Source organism: Methylobacterium sp. J-088 (assembly GCF_022829295.1).
Lineage (GTDB): Bacteria > Pseudomonadota > Alphaproteobacteria > Rhizobiales > Beijerinckiaceae > Methylobacterium.
In genome coordinates this window covers 1-18560 of record NZ_JAKSYH010000149.1, presented here as the reverse complement: position 1 = coordinate 18560, position 18560 = coordinate 1, and the positions used below count along the sequence as shown (strand labels likewise).

At 64.7% G+C, this 18560-nt stretch carries 27 protein-coding genes; 11 read left to right on the top strand and 16 right to left on the bottom strand.

Going from position 1 to position 18560, the window contains the following annotated elements:
* Positions 1–9: 9 nt before the first annotated feature.
* The 5 genes from MKK63_RS16880 to MKK63_RS16865 all read right to left on the bottom strand — a co-directional run bounded on the left by MKK63_RS16880 (position 10) and on the right by MKK63_RS16865 (position 4890).
* Positions 10–1920, bottom strand: a complete 1911-nt coding sequence (locus tag MKK63_RS16880) for a Hint domain-containing protein (protein ID WP_244003748.1) — start codon at positions 1918–1920, stop codon at positions 10–12.
* Positions 1921–2150: 230 nt separating this feature from the next.
* A complete protein-coding gene (locus tag MKK63_RS16875) occupies positions 2151–2357 on the bottom strand; it encodes a hypothetical protein (protein WP_244003752.1) in 207 nt (68 codons plus the stop codon).
* Complete coding sequence (locus MKK63_RS31725) at positions 2358–2489, bottom strand: hypothetical protein (RefSeq protein ID WP_279574710.1); 132 nt, start codon at positions 2487–2489, stop codon at positions 2358–2360.
* A gap of 451 nt (positions 2490–2940) precedes the next feature.
* Positions 2941–3348 (bottom strand): hypothetical protein, encoded by a 408-nt coding sequence (locus MKK63_RS16870; protein WP_244003746.1) that lies wholly within the window; start codon positions 3346–3348, stop codon positions 2941–2943.
* Positions 3349–3435: 87 nt separating this feature from the next.
* Positions 3436–4890, bottom strand: coding sequence for a hypothetical protein (locus tag MKK63_RS16865; protein ID WP_244003744.1), 1455 nt, complete (start codon positions 4888–4890; stop codon positions 3436–3438).
* Positions 4891–5202: 312 nt separating this feature from the next.
* On the opposite strand from MKK63_RS16865, the gene MKK63_RS16860 reads away from it, so the two are divergent.
* Positions 5203–5385, top strand: coding sequence for a hypothetical protein (locus tag MKK63_RS16860; protein WP_244003742.1), 183 nt, complete (start codon positions 5203–5205; stop codon positions 5383–5385).
* A 7-nt stretch (positions 5386–5392) separates the two neighbouring features.
* Here MKK63_RS16860 and MKK63_RS16855 read toward each other — a convergent pair whose 3' ends face one another.
* From MKK63_RS16855 to MKK63_RS16845, 4 genes are all read right to left on the bottom strand, one after another.
* Positions 5393–5842, bottom strand: a complete 450-nt coding sequence (locus MKK63_RS16855) for a hypothetical protein (protein WP_244003740.1) — start codon at positions 5840–5842, stop codon at positions 5393–5395.
* Positions 5843–5898: 56 nt separating this feature from the next.
* Positions 5899–6180, bottom strand: a complete 282-nt coding sequence (locus tag MKK63_RS16850) for a hypothetical protein (protein ID WP_244003738.1) — start codon at positions 6178–6180, stop codon at positions 5899–5901.
* A gap of 128 nt (positions 6181–6308) precedes the next feature.
* Positions 6309–6440 (bottom strand): hypothetical protein, encoded by a 132-nt coding sequence (locus tag MKK63_RS31720; protein ID WP_279574709.1) that lies wholly within the window; start codon positions 6438–6440, stop codon positions 6309–6311.
* A gap of 269 nt (positions 6441–6709) precedes the next feature.
* Positions 6710–6874 (bottom strand): hypothetical protein, encoded by a 165-nt coding sequence (locus tag MKK63_RS16845; RefSeq protein ID WP_244003736.1) that lies wholly within the window; start codon positions 6872–6874, stop codon positions 6710–6712.
* Positions 6875–7061: 187 nt separating this feature from the next.
* Here MKK63_RS16845 and MKK63_RS16840 point away from each other — a divergent pair, with 187 nt between their 5' ends.
* On the top strand, positions 7062–7349 hold the full coding sequence (locus MKK63_RS16840) for a hypothetical protein (RefSeq protein WP_244003733.1): 288 nt from the start codon (positions 7062–7064) through the stop codon (positions 7347–7349).
* A gap of 118 nt (positions 7350–7467) precedes the next feature.
* On the opposite strand, the gene MKK63_RS16835 is transcribed toward MKK63_RS16840, so the two are convergent.
* Positions 7468–7857 (bottom strand): heme utilization protein, encoded by a 390-nt coding sequence (locus tag MKK63_RS16835; RefSeq protein ID WP_244003731.1) that lies wholly within the window; start codon positions 7855–7857, stop codon positions 7468–7470.
* A 177-nt stretch (positions 7858–8034) separates the two neighbouring features.
* On the opposite strand from MKK63_RS16835, the gene MKK63_RS16830 reads away from it, so the two are divergent.
* The gene (locus tag MKK63_RS16830) at positions 8035–8592 is read left to right on the top strand and encodes a sigma-70 family RNA polymerase sigma factor (protein ID WP_243925389.1); all 558 of its coding nucleotides are present in this window, start codon (positions 8035–8037) and stop codon (positions 8590–8592) included.
* A complete protein-coding gene (locus tag MKK63_RS16825; RefSeq protein WP_244003729.1) occupies positions 8589–9287 on the top strand; it encodes an anti-sigma factor domain-containing protein in 699 nt (232 codons plus the stop codon). The genes MKK63_RS16830 and MKK63_RS16825 overlap by 4 nt, the downstream gene beginning before the upstream one ends.
* A 45-nt stretch (positions 9288–9332) precedes the next feature.
* On the opposite strand, the gene MKK63_RS16820 is transcribed toward MKK63_RS16825, so the two are convergent.
* Positions 9333–9995 (bottom strand): ferritin-like domain-containing protein, encoded by a 663-nt coding sequence (locus MKK63_RS16820; RefSeq protein ID WP_243925385.1) that lies wholly within the window; start codon positions 9993–9995, stop codon positions 9333–9335.
* A 53-nt stretch (positions 9996–10048) separates the two neighbouring features.
* Positions 10049–10756: a ferritin-like domain-containing protein gene (locus MKK63_RS16815; RefSeq protein WP_244003727.1), complete on the bottom strand. Its 708-nt coding sequence runs from the start codon at positions 10754–10756 to the stop codon at positions 10049–10051.
* Between the two features lie 310 nt (positions 10757–11066).
* On the opposite strand from MKK63_RS16815, the gene MKK63_RS16810 reads away from it, so the two are divergent.
* Together MKK63_RS16810 and MKK63_RS16805 are read left to right on the top strand one after the other, a co-directional pair.
* Positions 11067–11300: a hypothetical protein gene (locus MKK63_RS16810; RefSeq protein WP_243925382.1), complete on the top strand. Its 234-nt coding sequence runs from the start codon at positions 11067–11069 to the stop codon at positions 11298–11300.
* A gap of 549 nt (positions 11301–11849) precedes the next feature.
* Positions 11850–12359: a DUF4142 domain-containing protein gene (locus MKK63_RS16805; protein ID WP_244003725.1), complete on the top strand. Its 510-nt coding sequence runs from the start codon at positions 11850–11852 to the stop codon at positions 12357–12359.
* Here the strand turns inward: MKK63_RS16805 and MKK63_RS16800 are convergent.
* Positions 12285–12515 (bottom strand): hypothetical protein, encoded by a 231-nt coding sequence (locus tag MKK63_RS16800; RefSeq protein ID WP_244003723.1) that lies wholly within the window; start codon positions 12513–12515, stop codon positions 12285–12287. The two genes, MKK63_RS16805 and MKK63_RS16800, sit on opposite strands and share 75 nt — an antisense overlap.
* Positions 12516–12726: 211 nt before the next feature.
* Between MKK63_RS16800 and MKK63_RS16795 the strand changes: the two genes are divergently transcribed.
* From MKK63_RS16795 to MKK63_RS16780, 4 genes are all read left to right on the top strand, one after another.
* Positions 12727–13392, top strand: a complete 666-nt coding sequence (locus MKK63_RS16795; protein ID WP_244003721.1) for a ParA family protein — start codon at positions 12727–12729, stop codon at positions 13390–13392.
* A complete protein-coding gene (locus tag MKK63_RS16790) occupies positions 13389–13712 on the top strand; it encodes a hypothetical protein (RefSeq protein WP_244003719.1) in 324 nt (107 codons plus the stop codon). Before MKK63_RS16795 ends, MKK63_RS16790 begins: the two co-directional genes overlap by 4 nt.
* Before the next feature lie 126 nt (positions 13713–13838).
* Positions 13839–14918 carry a DUF3102 domain-containing protein gene (locus tag MKK63_RS16785; RefSeq protein WP_244003717.1) on the top strand — a complete coding sequence of 360 codons (1080 nt, stop codon included), beginning with the start codon at positions 13839–13841 and terminating at the stop codon, positions 14916–14918.
* Positions 14905–15900, top strand: a complete 996-nt coding sequence (locus tag MKK63_RS16780) for a site-specific integrase (RefSeq protein WP_244003715.1) — start codon at positions 14905–14907, stop codon at positions 15898–15900. The genes MKK63_RS16785 and MKK63_RS16780 overlap by 14 nt, the downstream gene beginning before the upstream one ends.
* Before the next feature lie 149 nt (positions 15901–16049).
* On the opposite strand, the gene MKK63_RS16775 is transcribed toward MKK63_RS16780, so the two are convergent.
* A complete protein-coding gene (locus tag MKK63_RS16775; protein WP_244003713.1) occupies positions 16050–16271 on the bottom strand; it encodes a hypothetical protein in 222 nt (73 codons plus the stop codon).
* A gap of 568 nt (positions 16272–16839) precedes the next feature.
* Between MKK63_RS16775 and MKK63_RS16770 the strand changes: the two genes are divergently transcribed.
* A complete protein-coding gene (locus MKK63_RS16770) occupies positions 16840–17085 on the top strand; it encodes a hypothetical protein (protein ID WP_244003712.1) in 246 nt (81 codons plus the stop codon).
* Positions 17086–17327: 242 nt separating this feature from the next.
* Here the strand turns inward: MKK63_RS16770 and MKK63_RS16765 are convergent, their stop codons facing one another.
* Positions 17328–17846 (bottom strand): MucR family transcriptional regulator, encoded by a 519-nt coding sequence (locus MKK63_RS16765; protein ID WP_409564524.1) that lies wholly within the window; start codon positions 17844–17846, stop codon positions 17328–17330.
* Between the two features lie 350 nt (positions 17847–18196).
* Positions 18197–18475, bottom strand: coding sequence for a hypothetical protein (locus MKK63_RS16760; protein WP_244003710.1), 279 nt, complete (start codon positions 18473–18475; stop codon positions 18197–18199).
* Positions 18476–18560: the final 85 nt, after the last annotated feature.

The following is an 18560-nucleotide window of genomic DNA, read 5'->3' as shown; positions in this document are numbered from 1 at the left end:
CTGGGGTGGTCACGCCGCCAAGAGCGCCGTCCATGTTCCCACCGCGTCGACCTGCTTGGCGCACACCAAAGTCCCGTCGGCCGAGCGGCGCACCTCGACGACGTGCGGCAGGCCTGCCGCTAAAGGCATGTCTAGACCAAGTTCGAAACCAACCCGGCCGTCTCCGACACCGACTGTTGCCAAGTCCGCGCGGTACTCGCTAGCTACTGTGAAGGCCACCACAGCCCCGTCTACCAAGATGTCTAGGCACACCGCAGCGTCGGGCTGCGCAGCATCCTGCGCCCAGCCCCCTACGTGCAGCAGGCCGTCGGTTCCGATCACACAGCGGTCCAGCCACGCCCGCATGGGGCCTAGGTCGGCGGCCTCACCCGACGAGATAGCGCGACGGGCCAAGCGCCCACGTAACGCAGCCAGTTCGGGTCCGAGTTCGGTGCGTAGGGCGTAGGGTAGAGGCGCCGTGCCCGCGTCGAGGGCTTGGACGCCATCGAAACCTACGCGCACGCCCGGAGCTGGCAGGAAGCTCTCGGCCGGGGTGTTCTCGGCGAGCAGTAGGTCGTGGGCATCGAGTTCGACGTGCCAGTATGTCAGGTCCCGAACAGCCTCACCGCGGGTGATGCTCGTGCCGTTCACGAGGTGACCGGCAGCCACGAACAGCCCGTCGAGCCACAAGCAGTGGTCGGGAGAGACGAGCAGGTCACGAGAGGGCACACCCTCGGCCAGAGCACCAGCATTGATGCGCACCGGGCAATCAGCCTTAGGGGCAGTCAAGCCGGCATAGCCACGGGAGCCGATCCAGCGGATGGGACGGGGCTTACCGGATGCAGTGATGGCGAGGTCACCCACACGCAAATGCTCGACCAGGACGTCTTGCAGGGTGTGCCCCCGCAGGACGCGGATGCGGGTGCCCGTGACGTAGCAGGGGGCGGGTCTAGCTGGAGTAGTAGGATTGGTCGCTGGCGCAGCACGGATGACAGTCCCGCCATTGCCGTCAGACACCGCCGCGAAGCTGGTCGTGCGCGGAGCGGACAGCACGAAGTTCTCGCTCACCTGGCCGCCCCCAGCCCGGGTGCCAGTTACGGTGATCGAGGTGTTGGCGCTGTTGTAGCTGACGCTGGAGTTGCTCAGCCCGGCAAGTGCGAGTTCGTTGCCAGAGCCGAAGTTGGCGATCGTGTTGGAGAAGGTGGTGTTGTTGGCCGGCTGAGCGGCGACATCGAGCCCAAGTCGCGCGGTGGCGTTGCCCGACATGCTGGCGAAGGTGATGGGCCCCGTGCCGGCCGAGGTCGCTACACCGAGCTGCAGCGTGCTGGACGTCGCGCTCCCGGTCGCGCCGATCGTCGTGCCACCGGAGTAGGTGTTGGCCCCGGTCAGCGTCTGCGTGCCGCCGGTGACTGCCACACCACCAGTTCCAGCGATCGTACCGCTGTAGCTGGTCGAGCCGTTCGTGACGGTTAGGGTCTGCGCGCCCAGCGTCGTCCCGCCGGCACCCGACAGCGTGGAGACCGAGGCGCCTGCTGTCGTGCCTGAAATATCGAAGGTTCCGGCGTTGGCAATGCCGCTGGAGTTGGCGATCGAGCCAGATCCCGACAGGGCCAGCGTGCCCTGACTGATCGTCGTCGCCCCGGTGAAAGTGTTGGCGCCAGCCAGCGTCAGGGTATCAGCGCTGTTCTGGATGACCCCGCCAGCGCCGGTGATGGAGTTGGCCAGCGTCGAGCCACCGGCGGCCGCGTTGATCTGCAGCGTGCCGGTCTGGATCGCGACGTTGCCATTGATCGCGCCACCGAGATTGAGCGTGTTCGCGCCCGACGTGAACGTCGCGGCGTTGCCCATGGTCGAGCCAGTGCCGCCGGCCAACGTACCACCGGCATTCACCGAGACGGTCGAATTTGTAGCGACGACGCCCGCGCCGCCAGTTCCTTGCATGCCAGCGGCACCGGCTACCCCGCCGCTTCCTCCAGCGCCGCCCGATCCGCCTACAACTTGTGATCCGCCTGCGATGGTAAAAGTACTGCCGGAACCGAATATTATCGCCGCGCCGCCGTCACCACCATTGCCGCCGAAAGAGCCAAAGCTGCCACCAGCGTTACCCCCCTGACCACCGGTGCCGCCGGTGAGGATTGTCCCGTTTGATGTAGCAACGTTGCCAGTAATACCTAGATAAGTTCCGCCGCCGCCGCCGCCGCCGCCTCCTCCAGTACCATCGCCAGCTCCACCAGCTCCGCCCGAGCCTCTCGCAAAAGAAAAATCGATACCATTGAGAGTGCCTGACCCCAGTACATTAGGTTGAGTGACTGGTGCGCCGCCACCACCGCCGCCACCACCATTTGATCCAATACCTGCAGATGTGCCTTGAGTACCATTTAGGACGGGGCCGCCTTGGGAAGGTGTAGCTGCACCTCCAGCTGCACCGCCAGCGCCGGAACCGCCTGCGCCGCCGGTGGCACCGCTACCGCCACCGCCACCGCCTGCGCCCAGCTGAATACCAGAGCCACCGCTGCCACCCGTTCCATTGCTAGTCAGGTCATCTTGGCCGGCCGCTCCGCCGCCAGTACCACTCGGCCCGTTCCCGCCCTGACCGCCCGCCATCGTCGTATCCTGTGTCACCCAGAGCGGACCCGTCGGTTACGATCGCGCGGGTGCCTGTTGTCAGCGTGACGTTGTGAAATTCAACTTGTCGATGGGCCAGGTCTAGCAAAGCTACTTCGAGCAGCGGCAGCGGCCCGTTTCTCGGCCGCCTGTGCCGTCATGGAGACAGGTCGACCGCCCTAATTGCTGGGAATGCAATTACAGCGGGATCTATGAGCTCGGAGACCCGGACGCTCTACGCAAGCATGCGCCGCCTCTGGGCACCGATTAAGTCAGCGGAGCCATAGCGTCGTGACCAGAAAGCAAGCCGTCTCAGGCAGCGACCGGCGCAGCGTTGCGATAGTGGCAGAGGCGACATCACGCGCGCTCCAGCAGGTCGACGAGGAACGAGCCGGCCGCCGCGATGACGTTGCCGCGGCCGCGCCAGGGCAGGATCTCGCCCCTCGGCTGCGGCTCGATCAGCACCTCCGGCAGCACGGTCTTGGGCGCATCGACCTCGCGGTCCTGATCGCCGCCGCGCATGTAGACGACCTGCGAGCCCTCGGTGTTCTCGGGGGCGGCCAGGGACGGTTCAGCGTCCCCGCCGTCCTCATGGTCGGCGTCACCGTCCATGCGGTCCAGAACCGCGATAATCCGGTCCGCCGCGTCGAGAGCAACCTGAGCCGCCTCCTCCAGGCTGGCGCGTAGATCGGCCCCAGCTAGTGGCGGCAGGATCTCGGGAACTGCCGGCTTCGGCCGCGGGGTAAATGTCAGGACGTCGCCCATGGGGTCAGGTCTCGGGATGTGATGGGAAGGCCCGGCGGGATCCGGCCGGGGCGGTACGCAGGCACGCGAAGGGGTGGGCCGCCGCTATCAGCGGCCCCGGCGCGCAGCCTCGGCATGGGCGGTCAGATCGCGAGCGAATGCCTCGATCTCGTCGGGGTCGCCGTTGCCGATGGTCGTGGCGGCCAGCGTCGACAGCCGCGTCTCGCGATCGCAGGGCGTGGTCGGACGACGGCGGCGCGCCTCCTCGTTGGCCGCGGTCTCGACGTCGGTCAGGGCATCGCCCAGCCACCGCATCAGCTTCCCGGCGGCGTTGTACTGATCGCCCAGGTTCTTGCTCTCATCCCACCCCTGGGTGTGGCAACGGCCGGTCCAAACCAGGGCGTAGGCGAAGGTGCCGACGTGGTCCGATAGGTCGTTAAGCGCCTGCAGGTCCTCCAGCGAGGCGGACGCGAAGTCGATCTGGTCGACAAGGCTGGGTGGCGAGTGCTGAGTGGTTTTTGGCCGGAGAAGCGCGGGCGATCGGGCGATCAGGTCGAGGACGCGGAGGTGCTGCTGGCCGCGCTCGTCCTCATCGACAGCGAAATCCTCGCTGGCGTGGAATTCGACGGCGAACCGGGCGAGTGCTGCGCATCCGCGCGCCGTGGTCGGCACCGTCACCTTGAGGGCATCGAGGCTGACGTGCAGGGCCGTGTGGGCGGCCTCCTGCTCCGGCAGCGGATCTATGTGGCCGGGCGGCTGCGGGATTTTCTGGGCTGCCACGCAATCCAGGAGGCAGCGGCGCACCGCCTCAATCGCCTCGTGGACAGGGTCGACCTCAATCTCTGGGGCGGCCGCGGCGATCTCCTCCTCGGTGCCGTACCGCCTCAAATCAGCCGCCTCGAACACCTTGTGCGAATGGAAGGTCAGGGCGAACAGGGCGTCGATGCGTAGCTCGCGCCGAAGCTTGGCGTCCAGGGCGCGGTTCCCCGCCTCGTCCAGGCCGCCGCACTGGGCGTTGAACTGCCGGCTCATTTCTTGGCGCGCCACCGTGTAGAGGCGCATCGCCGTGAAGTTGATCCAGGCTGCGACCGGTGCGCGGCGCGCGTTGCCGGTGGCGTCCTCGTAGTAGATGAGACCGGCATAATCCTCGACCCCAGCCGAGGCCGGCACCTCCGGGGCCAGAGCAGCCTCGATCCCGTCGAGGCGAAGGCGCCGACGCATGCGGCTCTCGATGCCGGCGCGCATCGCCTCATGGACGTTCTCGCCGGTCATCTCGACCACGCGCTCGACCTCAAGCTCGGCGATGTTGCGCAGGCGTTCCAGTTCCAAGCGCAACCCTTCGGGGATGTTGAGGAAGCTCATCGGCTCCCGCTCGGGGTAGGACATGAAGCCGGGCGGCGGGCTGTACCAGTCGACTGGGTTGGGCTGCGGTTCCGGCGGCGGGGCCGCGTCGAGGCGGACGGCACGGACGGCCAGAGCTTTCAGGGCAGCCACGCGCTCCTTGAGGGACGGGCGCACGGCTTGGTTGGACGGGTTGGCGTTGGACAGCTTCGTAGAGACCACTCGCGGGCTCCTTGGACCACAGGATGAAAGGTTCGGGGTTGGGGTAGTGCCTGCCGCGAACCGCGGGTCAGGTTTCACGGCCGGCGGCGGGCGCAGATCCGCGCTCACCAGCCATGGGGGAATGGGCGGCGTTCCTGAGAACAGTGGATTGGAGGGTCTGCGCCGCCCAAAACCTGCGAGAAGCAGGCATAGGTTATAGACGCCTGTTTCCGCGTCAACGATGATTGTGTATCATTTTTAAGATAAGCGCCGCTGATGTAAGTGAGTCGCATAATCGGATCAGGAGGCGCGAGCGTGCCGAGGACGAAGGAAATGGACACTCGCAAGATCGTCTCGGTGCCGATCGAACTGGCCGAGGCCATCGCGGATTTCAGGTTCGGCGAGCGGATCGGGACTGAGGCCGAAGCAATCCGCCGCCTCATCGAGGCCGGGCTTCACGCCAAGGGCCTGACGATCAAGCCCTCGACCCGAAAGACCTCGCCCGTCGAGGAATAGCCGCCCGTCACCGCGGGCGAGACGCGGCTGGGCCGAGAAGCAGCGCGAGGTCGATCGCGCGCGCCTGGGCCACCCGCCAGTCGAAGTTGTCGGCGGGGTTGTTCACGCCCTCGGTGTTGAGGAACCAGTGCAGGTGCCGCAGTAGGTCGACGGCATCCGCCCGGCACGTACACCCCGTGCCGAGCAGCGTCTGTAGGGCGATGTCCAGCTCGTCGCTGGCGAGGATGGTCGCCTCGCCCGGTGGCGCGATCTGGAAGGCGAACCAGGCCGCGCGGTGACGCTCGATCAGCCCGTGCATTGGATCCAGCGCGCCAAAGGCGAGGCCGATAGGTGCGGGCTCGGTCGACTGGACCGGCTCGCCCCGGATCAGGCGCTCGGCGGCGGCGCGCAGGCTGGCGGCGCGCTCACGCAGGGACGGCCGAGAAGTGTCTGGGCGCCGCGACAGGGGATTGCGCATCACGGATCCTCAGGGGAGGCCGCGGGCTTCCGGCCCGCTCGGGTTGCGGGCTGGGTTCAGAGCAGGGTGGCGAGGCCGGTCAGCACCATGCCGCCGCCGATGATGGCGACCGCGGCCAGCAGCTCGCCGGCCGTGTCGAGGAAGCGCAGGCTGCGGCTGTGCGCCGTGTCGGGACGGACGGGGGCGACGGCCTGCCAGGGCTCGATCTCGCCGGGCACGGGTTCGTTCGGCAGGTTGAGGTAGCGGCCATCGGCTGAGAGGCGGCGGCGACCGGTGCGCGGGCTGTCGCTGCGGGCCGGGACGGGCTGGCTGAAATTTGGAATGCGGGCATAGGACATCGTTCGCGCTCCTGATGGGGCTCGTGGGGGTGGGCCTGGTGGGGTGGTGGACTCAGTCGCTCAAATTGCTGAGCCGAATAGGTTTTCAGGCGCTCAGAAGTCCGAAAACGGCCTCTGGACTCAGGGCCTTAGTGAGCAGCGGCGCGGTGGGCGGCCTTGGCGACCTGCCAAGCGGCCTTGAGAGCGGAGGACATCGCCACGCGGCGGGTGACGCCGCAGCGCTCCATGATGCCGGGGGCAGCGCGGCAGGCGGCAGCCATGATGGCGGCACGGTCGTACTGGCCGGAGACGACGAGGGGGCGCTAGCCGGCGCCGAACTGGATGAAAGCGCGGGCTGAGAGCAGGCCGGCGGGGATCTTGGGCTTGCTATCGTGCAGCGAGCGGGAGATCCGGTTCCAGGAGACGGTGCGGTAGGACATGAGCGGCAAATCCTGCTCGGCGCCGCTTCCGTTTGCTGCGCCCATGAGCTAATATTGCTCAAGTGCGATCGTGCGTCAACACATTCTGCTCATGCGAGAGCAGTTTTTTATCACGGGTCCGGAATGCTAACGGCGGCACAGATCAGGATGGCTCGCGGCTTCATGCGCTGGTCCGTTGCCGAACTGGCGATGGCGTCCGGCGTCTCGTCGGCCACGATCAGGCGCATGGAGGAGAGCGACGGCGTGCCGAACTCGCTCGCCGACAACTTGGGCAAGCTACGACGGACCTTTGAAGCCTCAGGCCTAGAGTTCATCCCTGAGAACGGTGGCGGAGCCGGGGTGCGGGTTCGGGAGCGGAAGGGATAACCCTGTATCTCCGGGCGTGAGCAGTTGCCGCGCTGAGCCGTCTGGAACAACGGACGATGATTGGTCTTCTTCCAGGCTTAAGAAACTGGAGGAAGCATGTCCAAGATCCTGAATATCGCCACCGCCGCCACGATGGTGGCGCTCTCAGCGAGCCTGGCTGTTGCTGCGCCGTGCAATGTCGGCACAACGACGAATGCAGCTACTGGGAAGGATGCGAGCTCAAATGTCGATGGCGGCTCGACCGCCAAGGTGAGCCCCGGGGCAAAAGCGGAGTCTCCCGGCACGGTCGGCGCGATGAACAACACAGGCGCAGCCATGAAGGATGACGGTTCGAAGAAGGCTCCAGAGGGCCAGCCTGTGAAGCCCGGCGCCGACAACTGCTGAGTCTGCGCCATCGGTCGAGCAGCCAAATCGTTTTGGCTTGCTCGGCTGTTTGGCCCCCGACCGTGAGGAACGACACCGAGCCCCGTCAGCCTGTGATCAGACCGGGCGGCGGGGCTCTTCAGCCTGCCCGCTTAGCAGTCCAACTACCGCTGCACTCGACCAACCCGCCTGACGTGCGCCATGTGCCGCTGCCACTGCCCTGCGCGGTCAGGCTGCCGGCGATCGGCACCTTGTTCGCACCGCTGGTGATCGTAGCCTGCACAGCGCCACCAGCCGACACACCGCCGTCGATGTCGATGTCCTCCCCGGGGAGCGAGGCGTCGCTGTCCTTGATCTGCACGTGGTAGCTCGTGCTGGCCGAGCACGGGCCCGCAGCCGTGGTGGCGACGATGGTCCACGAGCCGTCGTACTGGTTCGGCACGCGCACCTTCTTCGTCGCGGCATTTGCTGGGCTGAGAGCGCCTACCGTTAGGGCAGCCGCAAGGATCAAGAGAGGGGTACGTGCCACAACAAGCCCCGGCGATAGCGCCGCCGAGATTGACCACGCCCCCGAAGAACGGAGGTATCGGCTCAATAGTTTCAGCGACCGCCCAACTCGCAATCCGGTCGGTACGCGGTTTGAAATTAGGGTCTGGAAGGGTACGAGGCATCCTGAGCAGCCGCGCATAGAAGCTGAGTGCTGGAATTGGCCGACGACGATGCACTGCGGGGGCTACTCGCTGAGGTCGGCCGCGGCGATGCCGCAGCGCTCGCCCGGCTCTACGACCTAACCAGCCCGAAACTCTTCGGCGTCATCCTGCGTATCCAAAAGGACCGTGGCTTGGCCGAGGACGTTCTGCAGGACGTGTACTTGCGGGTTTGGCAGGCGGCCGGAAGCTATGATCCTGCAACCGGGCGTCCGCTGACTTGGCTATGCATCATCGCTCGCAACCGGGCGATCGACGTTCTGCGCCGGAAAGACACGGCCGAGGTACAGGGTCCTTCGGAGGACTACGGCGAGGATTGGGTAGCGCGACTGATGGACCCGCACGACGACGCGACGGCGTTCATGTACCGGGACGCGCTTAGCACCTGCCTAAGCCAGCTCGAGCCGATGCACCGTGATTGCGTGGTGCTAGCCTACTGCGAGGGGCATTCCAGGGAGGAACTCGCCCTGCGCCACAACAGACCCGTCAACACGATCAAGACGTGGTTACACCGGGCGCTCGCGTCCCTGCGGACTTGCTTGGAGACGGTAGCGTGAGCGGCCCAGGCAATCCTGATCCTGGACCGGATCCTGACCTGCGCGCCGCCGAGTACGCGCTTGGCACGCTCGACACGCTGGAGCGGGCGGAGATGGAACGGGAGATCGCCGTCGATCTCGGCACGGCGAGCCGGGTGCGGGACTGGGAGCGGCGGCTGGCACCGCTGCTCGATGCTGTCCCGCCCGTCGCGCCGTCGCCGCGAGTACGCGCGGCATTGCTTCAATCCTTACCCGGCCCTCTCCCCGGACCATCGGATCAGCTTGCCGCCTTGCGCAGGCAGGTGCGGCGCTGGCGGATTACGGCGGCCGGAGCCGGGCTGCTGGCGGCTGGGCTCGCGCTGTTCGTGGCGGTAGGATTGCGTCAGGAGCCGGAGCGCGGCCGCTACCTCGCGGTGGTGCAGGGCGGCGGGGCGCTACCGGCGCTGATCGTGCGCGTTGATACCCGCACCGGCACAGCGCAGGTGCGGCCGGTCGGTGCCGAAGCTCCTGCTGGCCGGAACTTGCAGCTTTGGTATGTCGGCGCTGCGGGACCGAAGCCACTCGGCCTTGTAGGCGCCACTCCGAGCCGGGTGAAGCTGCCGCCAGGGGCATCGCCGGACGGCGCGATCGCTGTCTCGGTCGAGCCGCCTGGCGGCTCCCCAACCGGGCAGCCGACCGGGCCGGTGGTCTACACGGGCAAACTCATCCCCGAGTAGAGGCGAGAGGCGCGGTTGATGCCGTGCCACCGGCGTGTGGTGCCTTCAGGCGCCTCCGGCCAAGAAAGGCGCAGCAGCAGCCAGCACCGCCGCTTTGGTAAGCGGCGCGTCGAAGGCTCCATCCCAACCGACGAAGCCGCGCACCCGCCGCACCTCGGCGGCGTGTCGCGCCTCGACGGAATGGATCTGCAGCGCTGTCGTCAGCACCGGCGTTCCCTGCAGGTTGCCGGCCTGCCCCTTGTACGCCGCCACGCCGAGATCCTCGAACGTGCTCGACAGCGTCGTGAACGTGTCGAAGTTCGCGAACACGTCCGGGTACTTGCCCTTGGCCGTGAAGTCGAAAGCCGGCGGCGGGATGGCGGCACCGCCGAGCGCGCCCTGCAGCAGCCGCACGTGCTCGGCCTCGTGCCGGGCGAGCTGCGTGAACACGGCTCGATAGCGTGCCGGGATTAGGCGAGGCGTGGCCAGCGCGGTGCGGTAGAACTCCGCTTCCAGGTACTCCAGGGTGAGGGCGAAACGGAGCACGTCGACGACTTGCCCCGGCAGGCCCTGGGCGAAGACCTCGGTGGAGGCAACCGCCAGCAACGTTGGTGCGCTGGCGAGCGCCCCGAGCGTACCGGCGGCGCGGCTGAATAGGTCCCGGCGTGACGTCATCCGGGCGGCGAGATCGGGGTCGAGGGTCCCGATCAGCGTGGGGGCTGCGGACATGGATACAGTCATGGCGGCGTCCTCTGTGGCGGCGGCGAGTGTCGGCTGGGCGATCACGGCAGCTGGCTCGCACTGACGGGGGTGAGGACGAACGGCACCACCTTGGGCAGCACCTGCGAGGGCACGAGCGCGCGATCGAGGCCGTTGCCGTCGACGATGTCGTTGCCGGCGAACGATGCGCTGTAGGGGTTGAGCATGTCACGGATCGTGGCAGCATGGCGTGCCTCGACCGAGACGATTGAGCCGGCTTTGGCCAAGAAGTCGGGGTTGCGCAGGAGCTGACCGGCGCCGTTATAGGCGGCCACCCCGAGATCCTCGAAGGTGCGGGCAGTGCCGAGCACACTCTGGCGGCTGGCGAAGTTGACCCGTCCGAAGTCGACCTGCAGGTCCGGGATTGCATTGCCGCCGAGCGCGGAGCGGAAGAACTCGCGGTGGGCGACCTCGTGGCTCTGGATGCCAGTAAGGCTCTGCTCGTCAGAGGGGTTGAAGCCCCGGTAGGGCTGCTGCAGCACCTGGGTGTAGAAGGCAGCCTCCAGCTGCTCCAGGGCATAGGCGTAGTTCAACACGGCGAAGTCGCCCTGGCCGAGGTCAACCGTACCGCCAGCGAGCGTGGCGCCGCGCTGGGCGAACGCCTGGCTGAGGTTCAGTTCCAGAAAGGCGGTCGATGCGACGAGGATGCCGGCTGACTTGAGGAACCGGCGGCGCGCGCGCACCGCAGATCCACACTCGGTCTCGTGATCCGAACTGGCTGGTCTGGTCACAGGGCCCCTCCCAAATTGCATCCACACCGTGGCGTGGGACGGAAGCTGCAACGTGGCGGTAAAGCTTGAATATAATGTAGATTATAAAATTACGGCAAAACCTACATCCGTCGAAATATTTCTTTCATCAGCACAAATTTCACCTGTTGCCTGAAACTTTCTCTAGATCGAGGCCGTAGAAGAAAGTTTTGGCTTATTCCGGACTGTCGCCCAACAGCGAAAAACCCTGCTCTTTTAGGAACTTACGAAAGATTTCCAGGCTTGCCCGAGCAGTGCGGACGGGAAGTCCGTTCTTTGAAGGGGATCTCGCATGAAGAAGATGATGCTGACTCTAGCGGCTGCTACCTTGCTCGGCGGCTTAGCCCTCGGCGCCGGTTCCGCCGTGGCAGCTCCGATGTCCGTCAACAGCCTACAGGTCGACCAATCGGGCATCACGCAGGTGCAGATGATGCGTGGCGACCGCATGATGATGAAGAAGCGCATGATGCATAAGCGGATGATGCGCCGTCACATGATGAAGAAGCGGATGATGCATCGCATGTAAGGCACTCACCGCCAGCGTTGGGAGGGCTCCTGTTGTGAGCCCTTCCACCATCTACCGCTCTGCCTGATCAATGAGGCCGACGCCTTGTCTCGCAGCTACAGGCTCGCGGCGGTGCCCTGTACTTCTTACCCTGGGTGCTTCCGCTGGATCGTGTCGTCCTCAGATGGCCTCTTCGCCGAGCAATCCGCTTACCCCTATGCGACCAAGGCAGCTGCCTTGATCGTGGGCCGGATCCGAATGGCCGATCTGAGCACCGCCCGCCCGCTGACCCAGTACCTGGCGATCCGGTCAGACTGAACTTCAGGCCAGGATATTCGATCGTTCCCCGGGACGAGGTCCTTACGCGTCGACGATCTTCTGAGGGCTGTGCTGATGCCTCGAACACCCAGGTGCGCGCTCACCAAGTGTTCCTCGTCCGAGCGCGGTGACATGTCAGCGGCGACCCTCTCGACGATTTGCAGCGCAACCTCCCCGAACGAGATCACCGAAGCGTGATGCATCATGAGTCCTTGTCGCCTGCTTGATGGGGGACAACAGGAGCTTCATCCCATGTCCTACGCTCGTCCCAGCACTCGTTTCTGCGTCGCTGCCGTTCTCTCGCTCTACGGCCTCGCAACAGCACAGGCAGCGAGCGTATCCGAGGAGGACAAAGCCTTCGTAGCCAAGGTCTCGCAGGGTGGGATGTACGAAGTCGAGCTTGGGAAGCTGGCTGCGAGCAAGGGGGCCCGCCAGGACATCAAGGACCAGGGCAACACCGAAGCGCACGATCACGGCCTCGTGGGCGACAAGCTGAAGTCGATTGCCACGGGCGCTGGCCTCTCGTTCCCCGACACGCTGAACACCGAATTCCAGGGTCGGTTCGACCGAATGAAGGAGCTATCAGGTGCAGCCTTCGATGCCGCCTACGTCAAGGACATGAAGGCGATCCACGACGCGGACGGCGCCGCTTTCGCCAAAGAGGCCAAGTCCGGCACTAACCCGGATCTAAAGGCCTTCGCCACCGAGACCCACCGCATCGTGCAGCGCCACCTCGGCGAACTCGGTGCAAAGACGAATTAAGATCGCCTTGGCCACGTCGATCCAGTGGCCGGATTTGAAAGCGAACGGCTTGGCGTTCTCGTCCTTCCGGTAGGCGTCCAACACGGCCACGATCTGATCGTCTGTGACCTCAGAGTTGCGGCGCAGGTCGCCGACGCTGGGGATCTCTTTGGCCATGCCAGGAGGTATCGCAGCTCCCTGCCCTTCCCATCGCCAGCCAGCCCTGCAGCGACATGCACTGCAAATTCACAACGTTGTAAAATTGCAAAACTACAACACTGCGATGCTGCAGCTTCCCAATTTCGTGGCATTGCGGCGCTGCAATTTCTTGGCATCGTGGCGCTCTGAATTTACAGCGCCTTAACGTCGCGAAATCATAGCGTTGCGAATGAGAACCATCACCCTCGTCACGCAGAAGGGCGGCGCCGGCAAAACGACCGTCGCGACCTCCATCGCCGTCGCAGCTCAGCAGGCTGGAGAGACGGTGGCCGCCTTCGACCTCGACCCTCAGGGGTCTCTCGTCGAGTGGGGCCGGATCCGCGCGAAGGCCGAAGAGGCCGCCATCGCCGATCCTCGGCTGCCGCTGGTCGAGCGCTTCCCCCTCGACCGCATCGCCCAGATCAAGACGATGCTGGGCAGCCTGCAGAAGAAGGGCGTCACGCTGACGATCCTCGACACCGCAGGCGCGGACAACCCGACGACGCACGCAGCGATGGAAGCCTCGACCTTCTGCCTCGTCCCGATCCGCCCGACCCGGCTCGACCTTCTTGCGGTGCGGGCGACCGTCCAAGCGATCATGCGCAGCGGCAAGCAGTTCGCCTTCGTGCTGAACCAGTGCTCGACGATCCCGCGCAACAACCGGGCGAACGACACCGCCACGGGCCTCGCGTCGATCGGGTTCATGGCCGAGCCGCTGCTCCTGCTGCGCAACGACTACCAGGACGCCTTCGCGGCCGGGATGGGCGTTACGGAGTACGCCGCGGATGGCAAGGCAGCCGATGAGATCCGGCAGCTTTGGAAGTGGGTCAGCACGCAATCGGAAAGCAAGGCATGAGCCGCCGTCCTGCCCCCTCGATCTTCGATGCCGACAGCATGAGCGTCGACGACCTGAAGACCAAGGTGATGACGCCGGAGCCGCTGGTGGAGGCCGAGCCCCGCAGGGTAGGGCGCCCGGCCAAGACGACGACGAAGGCTAAGCCGACGCCGTTCTACCTCCACCCGGCGGTGAAGGAGGTGCTGCGTGACATCGCCTACCACAACCGCTGCAAGGAGCATGACCTGTTCGTCGAGGGGTTGGAGCACGTCCTGAAATCGCGCAGCTACCCAACGATCGCAGAGATCATCGCAAAGGCCGAGCGGGACGGCGAGGCGTAGCATCGCAATTTCATGATGTTGTGAATTTGCAGTTTTACGGCTTCATGATGCTGGACCTGAGAGTCCCGCCGCTGTAACTTCCGATAATGGTTGTTCTCGGAACTTTGACGCGAGGGAGAAATGGGCATGCCCGCATCGACGATGGACCTTCTCCCGCTGGATCCGCCGCCCGCCGCGCCGAGCTTCGACTACACCGCGCTGCCAGCGGACTTGGCCAACAGGCAGCAGGAGCGGGCTGCTCGCATCTCCGGCATCCTCCGCCGGACGGTTGAGGCCGCTGGCGAGATCGGCCAGGAACTGCTTGCGGCGCAGGAGGAATTGGAGCACGGCCAGTTCCTGCTATGGGTTGAGCGAGGGGTCGGGCTCAGCAAGTCAAGCGCCTACCGCTTCATGGATATCGCACGGGCGTTCGGCTCGAAACTTCCCACGCTGGGAACTTTACCGCTCACGGTGGTGCAGAAGCTCTCCGAGAAGTCTACGCCCGCGCCCGTCCGCGCCGCGGTGCTGCGCCGGATCGAGGCCGGCGAGGTCGTCCAGCCCGACAAGATCCTAGACGAGGTACGTGAGGCCAAGGACGAGGCCCGGAAGCAGATAGCGGCCGAGAAGGAGAAGGCGCGGCGCGCTGCACTGACTCCTGAGCAGCGAGACAATGAGGACGCCTTCCGCGCTAGGGGGCAGAAGCGTGAGGAAGCCCTAGCGCGTAAGCAGGAGCGTGATCGGCTAAAAAATCTGGAAGAGCGGGATGCGAACGAAGCGGAAGCTCGTCTCGGCGCAGCCTATCTCCTCAACCAGCTGGGTGCTGACGGAGTCACCACGTTTTTCGCCCGGTTTGATAGCGCGGCTCGCTACCGCATCTTCGCCCTCGTCCAACAGCAGGCACATGCTGAACGCGCTCGGGGCATTGAGCCTGTCGATGTCCCCCTGCATCAGTTCGCGATGTCGAATGGGTTTGAGTGGCTGAGCCCCGAAGATCAGGATCGTGCTCGGGATCTAGCGCAACAGATCGAAGCGGACAGATCAGTTGAGCCGGTCACCGTTGTCGATGTCGGAAATGGCAGGGCTCCCCGCTACGAGATCGTGGAGGGGCTAGACCGGTACAATGCTCTGAGAGGCGTCTTAGACCGGAAGACAATACCGGCGAGGATAGCGCCTCCTGTAGATCCGGCCGCGATTGCGGCGTTCGGTGGTAATGATGGCCGAACCTGAAATCCTGCCGGCCGAGTTTTACGAGGAGGCCGCGAAACTCCCCACGGAAGCCGCGGCCATCGTCCGCGCGTACCAGCAGGCGAGTAAGGCCAGAGCCACCGTGCGAGCCTACACGTCAGACGCCAAGGTGTTTCAGGCGTGGTGCGCCCGGTACGGGTTCCGGTCCCTACCGGCGACCCCTGAGGCCGTGTCCGGCTTCCTCGTGGCCGAAGCAGAGGCTGGGCGGTCCGCCTCGACCATTGGCCGGCGGCTGGCCGCGATCGGCTACGCGCACAAGTTGGCGAAGGTCGCCGATCCGACCGACGACGAGGACGTGCGCGCCACCATGAAGGGGATCCGGCGGCGCGTCGGGACGGCCCCGAACCAGAAGGCTGCGGCGACGGTGGACGTGCTGCAGATGTTGCTGGCGCGCACCCCTGACACGCTGACCGGCAAGAGAGACCGCGCGCTACTGGCGCTGGGGTTCGCGGGCGCCTTTCGCCGGAGTGAGCTCGTCGCGCTCGACGTCGCGGACCTGCGCGAGGATCCCGAGGGCCTGCGGGTGCTCGTGCGTCGGTCGAAGGTCGATCAGGAGGGCAGGGGGTTCGAGAAGGCTATCCCAACGGGGCGCTACATCCAGCCCGTGCGCCTCGTGCGCGAATGGCTGGCGGCCGCGGCAATCACGGAAGGTCCGGTGTTCCGGCCTGTCTCGCGATCAGGGCGGGTGCGGGGGAACTGTGCGCAGCTCGTATCGCAACCCGCCCGCCTTACGGATCGGTCCGTCGCCAACATCATCAAAGCCTACTGCACGGCCGCGGGGCTCGATGCCTCGACGTTCGGGGCGCACAGCCTGCGGGCCGGCTACATCACTTCGGCGGCCGAGCGCGGCGCCGATCTCGCCCGCATCATGGATCAGTCGGGCCATCGGGATCCGCGAACTGTCGTCGGCTACATCCGGCGGGCGAACGCGTTCAGGGAGCACTCGGGGAGCGGGTTTCTGTAAGGGCGTAGCGAGGGGCTGCGGCTCTTATTACCAGCCTCACAGCCACAGCATCGCGACCGCCAAGAACGCACCCTGGAACGCGAGCATCATGCCGACGAGCGTTCTGACATCACGGTCGTGGAGCGCCCAATCCTCGCGCTCCTTCCCAGTCATGTTGGAGACGCCGTAGTGGCGCGGCCGGTGTAGGTGAACAGCATGCGCCCGGAGGCGTCGGTGATAGTGGCGATACGGGGACGATCGGGCTTACTCCCGTCCACCTCGTAGGCCGCGATCGTGATAGCGTCCGCCTCGTCCTTCGCTTGATAGATCCGGGGCGCGCTCCGCGGCACCCCAACCTTTCCGATGCGATCGTTCCTGACGCTGTAGGCCATGTCGGACGCCTCCAAACAGGAGGCCTGCGCTGGCAGCTCGGGAGGAGAAAATATCGCCAGCGCAGGCGGTGCCAAAGCCGTTGGTCCTCGGCATCGGCGCGCCAACATTGCATACGTTCAAGATCTTAAATCTAATATTTGATTGTTTTCTGTAAATTATTCTAAACACATTCGAACCTGTGTTGGAAACCAACATCGGCAAGGCCATGAGAGACTTAGAAAGTTCCTCAATAAGAGCCGTCCTAGAAGACCGAGAGGTCAATCGATTAGCCCATCTTCCTCCTCACTGCGCCCCGGCCGACCCGCGCGGCGCCTGGATGGTCCGGAGGCGGAGCTTGCCGTAGCGGTCGTTCGGGAAGTCGTCGGTCCGAGGCTTGGGCGCTGGAGGGATCCAAATCTTATCGAACAATCGGATAAAAAAGTACCTGATTTACATCTGACGTGATAGCAGGCAAAAACACACATAAGATGTATTCAGGAACTCTAATGCCATGACGTTCTTATGTTGGTTGGCACATTAGTATTGTCAGATGATGATACCTCGCCTGAACCAACATAGGATTACTTTATGACAAATCGAATGTGGATTGCTGCCGGTACGCTGGCGCTTGGTCTCGGCTTTGCGACTGCCGCTTCGGCGCAAATGCAGCAGCCCGGCATGGGCGGCGGCATGCGAAGCGGTCAGATGCAAGGTGGTATGTCAGATAGCATGGGCCAAGACGATATGCAGGCCCAGCGACCGATGCGCTCAAAGCGGAAGATGAAGCGTTCGTCCAGAAAAATGATGATGAAGCGCAATCAGCGCCCGATGTAATTCGAACTTCGAGAGCACGTCTGGTTCCAAACCTTATGTGCTCTCGGCCTTTTATCACAATCGCCCGAGTGCGGCGCGTTTAGATATTTTCTGAATTGCTGCTGGATGCGGACTTACGGGGATGCGCTATCATCCAGTTATCCCCGCTTATCTTTAAGTCAGACCCTGCTTAACCCGCTCACACAGTGTGCTCTCATCGCGATGTGCGGCGGAGGTCTGGTGGATTACCCCCGTCGTGCGTCCTACGCATCTGCAGCTTCCTTCGCCTTTCGCGGCCGCCCAGCCCGCTTCGGCTTGTCGGAGACGGTCTCTGCAGGCTCGGCAGCCTTCGGAGCCGCCTTTCGGCGCTGCTGACCAAGCCCCGCATTCTTGGCGAGCGCGGAACGTTGAGCCGAATAGCTGGCGGCCGTCGAGGGGTAATCCCGCGGGAGACCGAAGCGCTCCCGGTATTGCTCGATCGTCATCCCAGCGCCATTCAGGTGCCGCTTCAGGGTCTTGTACGGCTTGCCATCGATGAAGCTGATCAGCGCGTCCGGCGTGATCGACTTGCGGATCTGGGCGGGGGTGAGTTTCTGGGCTGCTGGTGCTTCGGCCGAAGCATCCTGACCAAGCGCTGTAAGCGCAGTGTGCACGCTAGCGAGCAGGTCCGGCATGTCACCAGGTCGGACGGAATTGTTTGACACGTAGGCCGCCACGATCGCGGTCGTCAGATCCATGAAATCGACAGCCTGAGCTTCGATTGTTCCTGCGTTGTCGTCCACGGTGCACCTAATTTTTGATAGAACAGCACAATCTGTCGTCGCGCGGCGAAACGCAATCCGTTATATTGAGAATGGTCTCACATTGCAGGAACCGCCGATGATGCCGATCGGTGACGATGCGAGCGAGATAGGCGAATGGGCCGGATCCCGTGATGACGTGGTTCGGCCCTGTGCCGTTCGGCATCCGAGCCGGAGCGACGACCCCTATGTAGCGCCTGATCGCAGTCGCGTCGCAGCGGCGAGTGCTGAGCAACCAGTGAGCGAACGCCCTCACGGGTACAGCGGGAACGGGTTATCGTGAGGACCCCGCCCGATTATTTTAAATCGAGAATATGCGGGCGGCAGCGCCTCTACTGCGCCGCCTTCTGCCGCTGCTGCGCCTGCCAATCGGCGATGAACGCCTCAATCGAATTGGCGAGATCCTTGTCGGCGGGCGCCGGCGACTCGCGCAGGTTCGTGACCATCGCGCCGAACGACGGCCAGTCGGACGCCATGTCGTTCAGGCCGAGAACGATCTGGCGGTCCAGATCCGCGTCGGACAGGCCGGAGAGTGCGCCGAACCGTGGATTGGCCTCTAGTGGTTGAGCTCTGACGGTTGAGTCCGTGTGGGGTTTCGGTTTGAGGCCCATCCTGCGAGTCTGGCCGGATGCGCAGTGGCATCTCTTTCACGCTCTCCACCTCGGATCGCCTTCGGCTCGAAGCACTCGTGGCGGA

Excerpts from the sequence above, each read along its gene's own strand:
- MKK63_RS16880 (WP_244003748.1), bottom strand. The coding sequence starts at position 1,920 with ATGCAAGGAACTGGCGGCGCGGGCGTCGTCGCTACAAATTCGACCGTC.
- MKK63_RS16875 (WP_244003752.1), bottom strand. The coding sequence starts at position 2,357 with ATGGTACTCAAGGCACATCTGCAGGTATTGGATCAAATGGTGGTGGCG.
- MKK63_RS16870 (WP_244003746.1), bottom strand. The coding sequence starts at position 3,348 with ATGGGCGACGTCCTGACATTTACCCCGCGGCCGAAGCCGGCAGTTCCC.
- MKK63_RS16860 (WP_244003742.1), top strand. The coding sequence starts at position 5,203 with ATGGACACTCGCAAGATCGTCTCGGTGCCGATCGAACTGGCCGAGGCC.
- MKK63_RS16855 (WP_244003740.1), bottom strand. The coding sequence starts at position 5,842 with ATGCGCAATCCCCTGTCGCGGCGCCCAGACACTTCTCGGCCGTCCCTG.
- MKK63_RS16850 (WP_244003738.1), bottom strand. The coding sequence starts at position 6,180 with ATGTCCTATGCCCGCATTCCAAATTTCAGCCAGCCCGTCCCGGCCCGC.
- MKK63_RS31720 (WP_279574709.1), bottom strand. The coding sequence starts at position 6,440 with ATGGCTGCCGCCTGCCGCGCTGCCCCCGGCATCATGGAGCGCTGCGGC.
- MKK63_RS16840 (WP_244003733.1), top strand. The coding sequence starts at position 7,062 with ATGTCCAAGATCCTGAATATCGCCACCGCCGCCACGATGGTGGCGCTC.
- MKK63_RS16820 (WP_243925385.1), bottom strand. The coding sequence starts at position 9,995 with ATGTCCGCAGCCCCCACGCTGATCGGGACCCTCGACCCCGATCTCGCC.
- MKK63_RS16810 (WP_243925382.1), top strand. The coding sequence starts at position 11,067 with ATGAAGAAGATGATGCTGACTCTAGCGGCTGCTACCTTGCTCGGCGGC.
- MKK63_RS16805 (WP_244003725.1), top strand. The coding sequence starts at position 11,850 with ATGTCCTACGCTCGTCCCAGCACTCGTTTCTGCGTCGCTGCCGTTCTC.
- MKK63_RS16800 (WP_244003723.1), bottom strand. The coding sequence starts at position 12,515 with ATGGCCAAAGAGATCCCCAGCGTCGGCGACCTGCGCCGCAACTCTGAG.
- MKK63_RS16795 (WP_244003721.1), top strand. The coding sequence starts at position 12,727 with ATGAGAACCATCACCCTCGTCACGCAGAAGGGCGGCGCCGGCAAAACG.
- MKK63_RS16790 (WP_244003719.1), top strand. The coding sequence starts at position 13,389 with ATGAGCCGCCGTCCTGCCCCCTCGATCTTCGATGCCGACAGCATGAGC.
- MKK63_RS16785 (WP_244003717.1), top strand. The coding sequence starts at position 13,839 with ATGCCCGCATCGACGATGGACCTTCTCCCGCTGGATCCGCCGCCCGCC.
- MKK63_RS16780 (WP_244003715.1), top strand. The coding sequence starts at position 14,905 with ATGGCCGAACCTGAAATCCTGCCGGCCGAGTTTTACGAGGAGGCCGCG.
- MKK63_RS16775 (WP_244003713.1), bottom strand. The coding sequence starts at position 16,271 with ATGGCCTACAGCGTCAGGAACGATCGCATCGGAAAGGTTGGGGTGCCG.
- MKK63_RS16770 (WP_244003712.1), top strand. The coding sequence starts at position 16,840 with ATGACAAATCGAATGTGGATTGCTGCCGGTACGCTGGCGCTTGGTCTC.
- MKK63_RS16760 (WP_244003710.1), bottom strand. The coding sequence starts at position 18,475 with ATGGGCCTCAAACCGAAACCCCACACGGACTCAACCGTCAGAGCTCAA.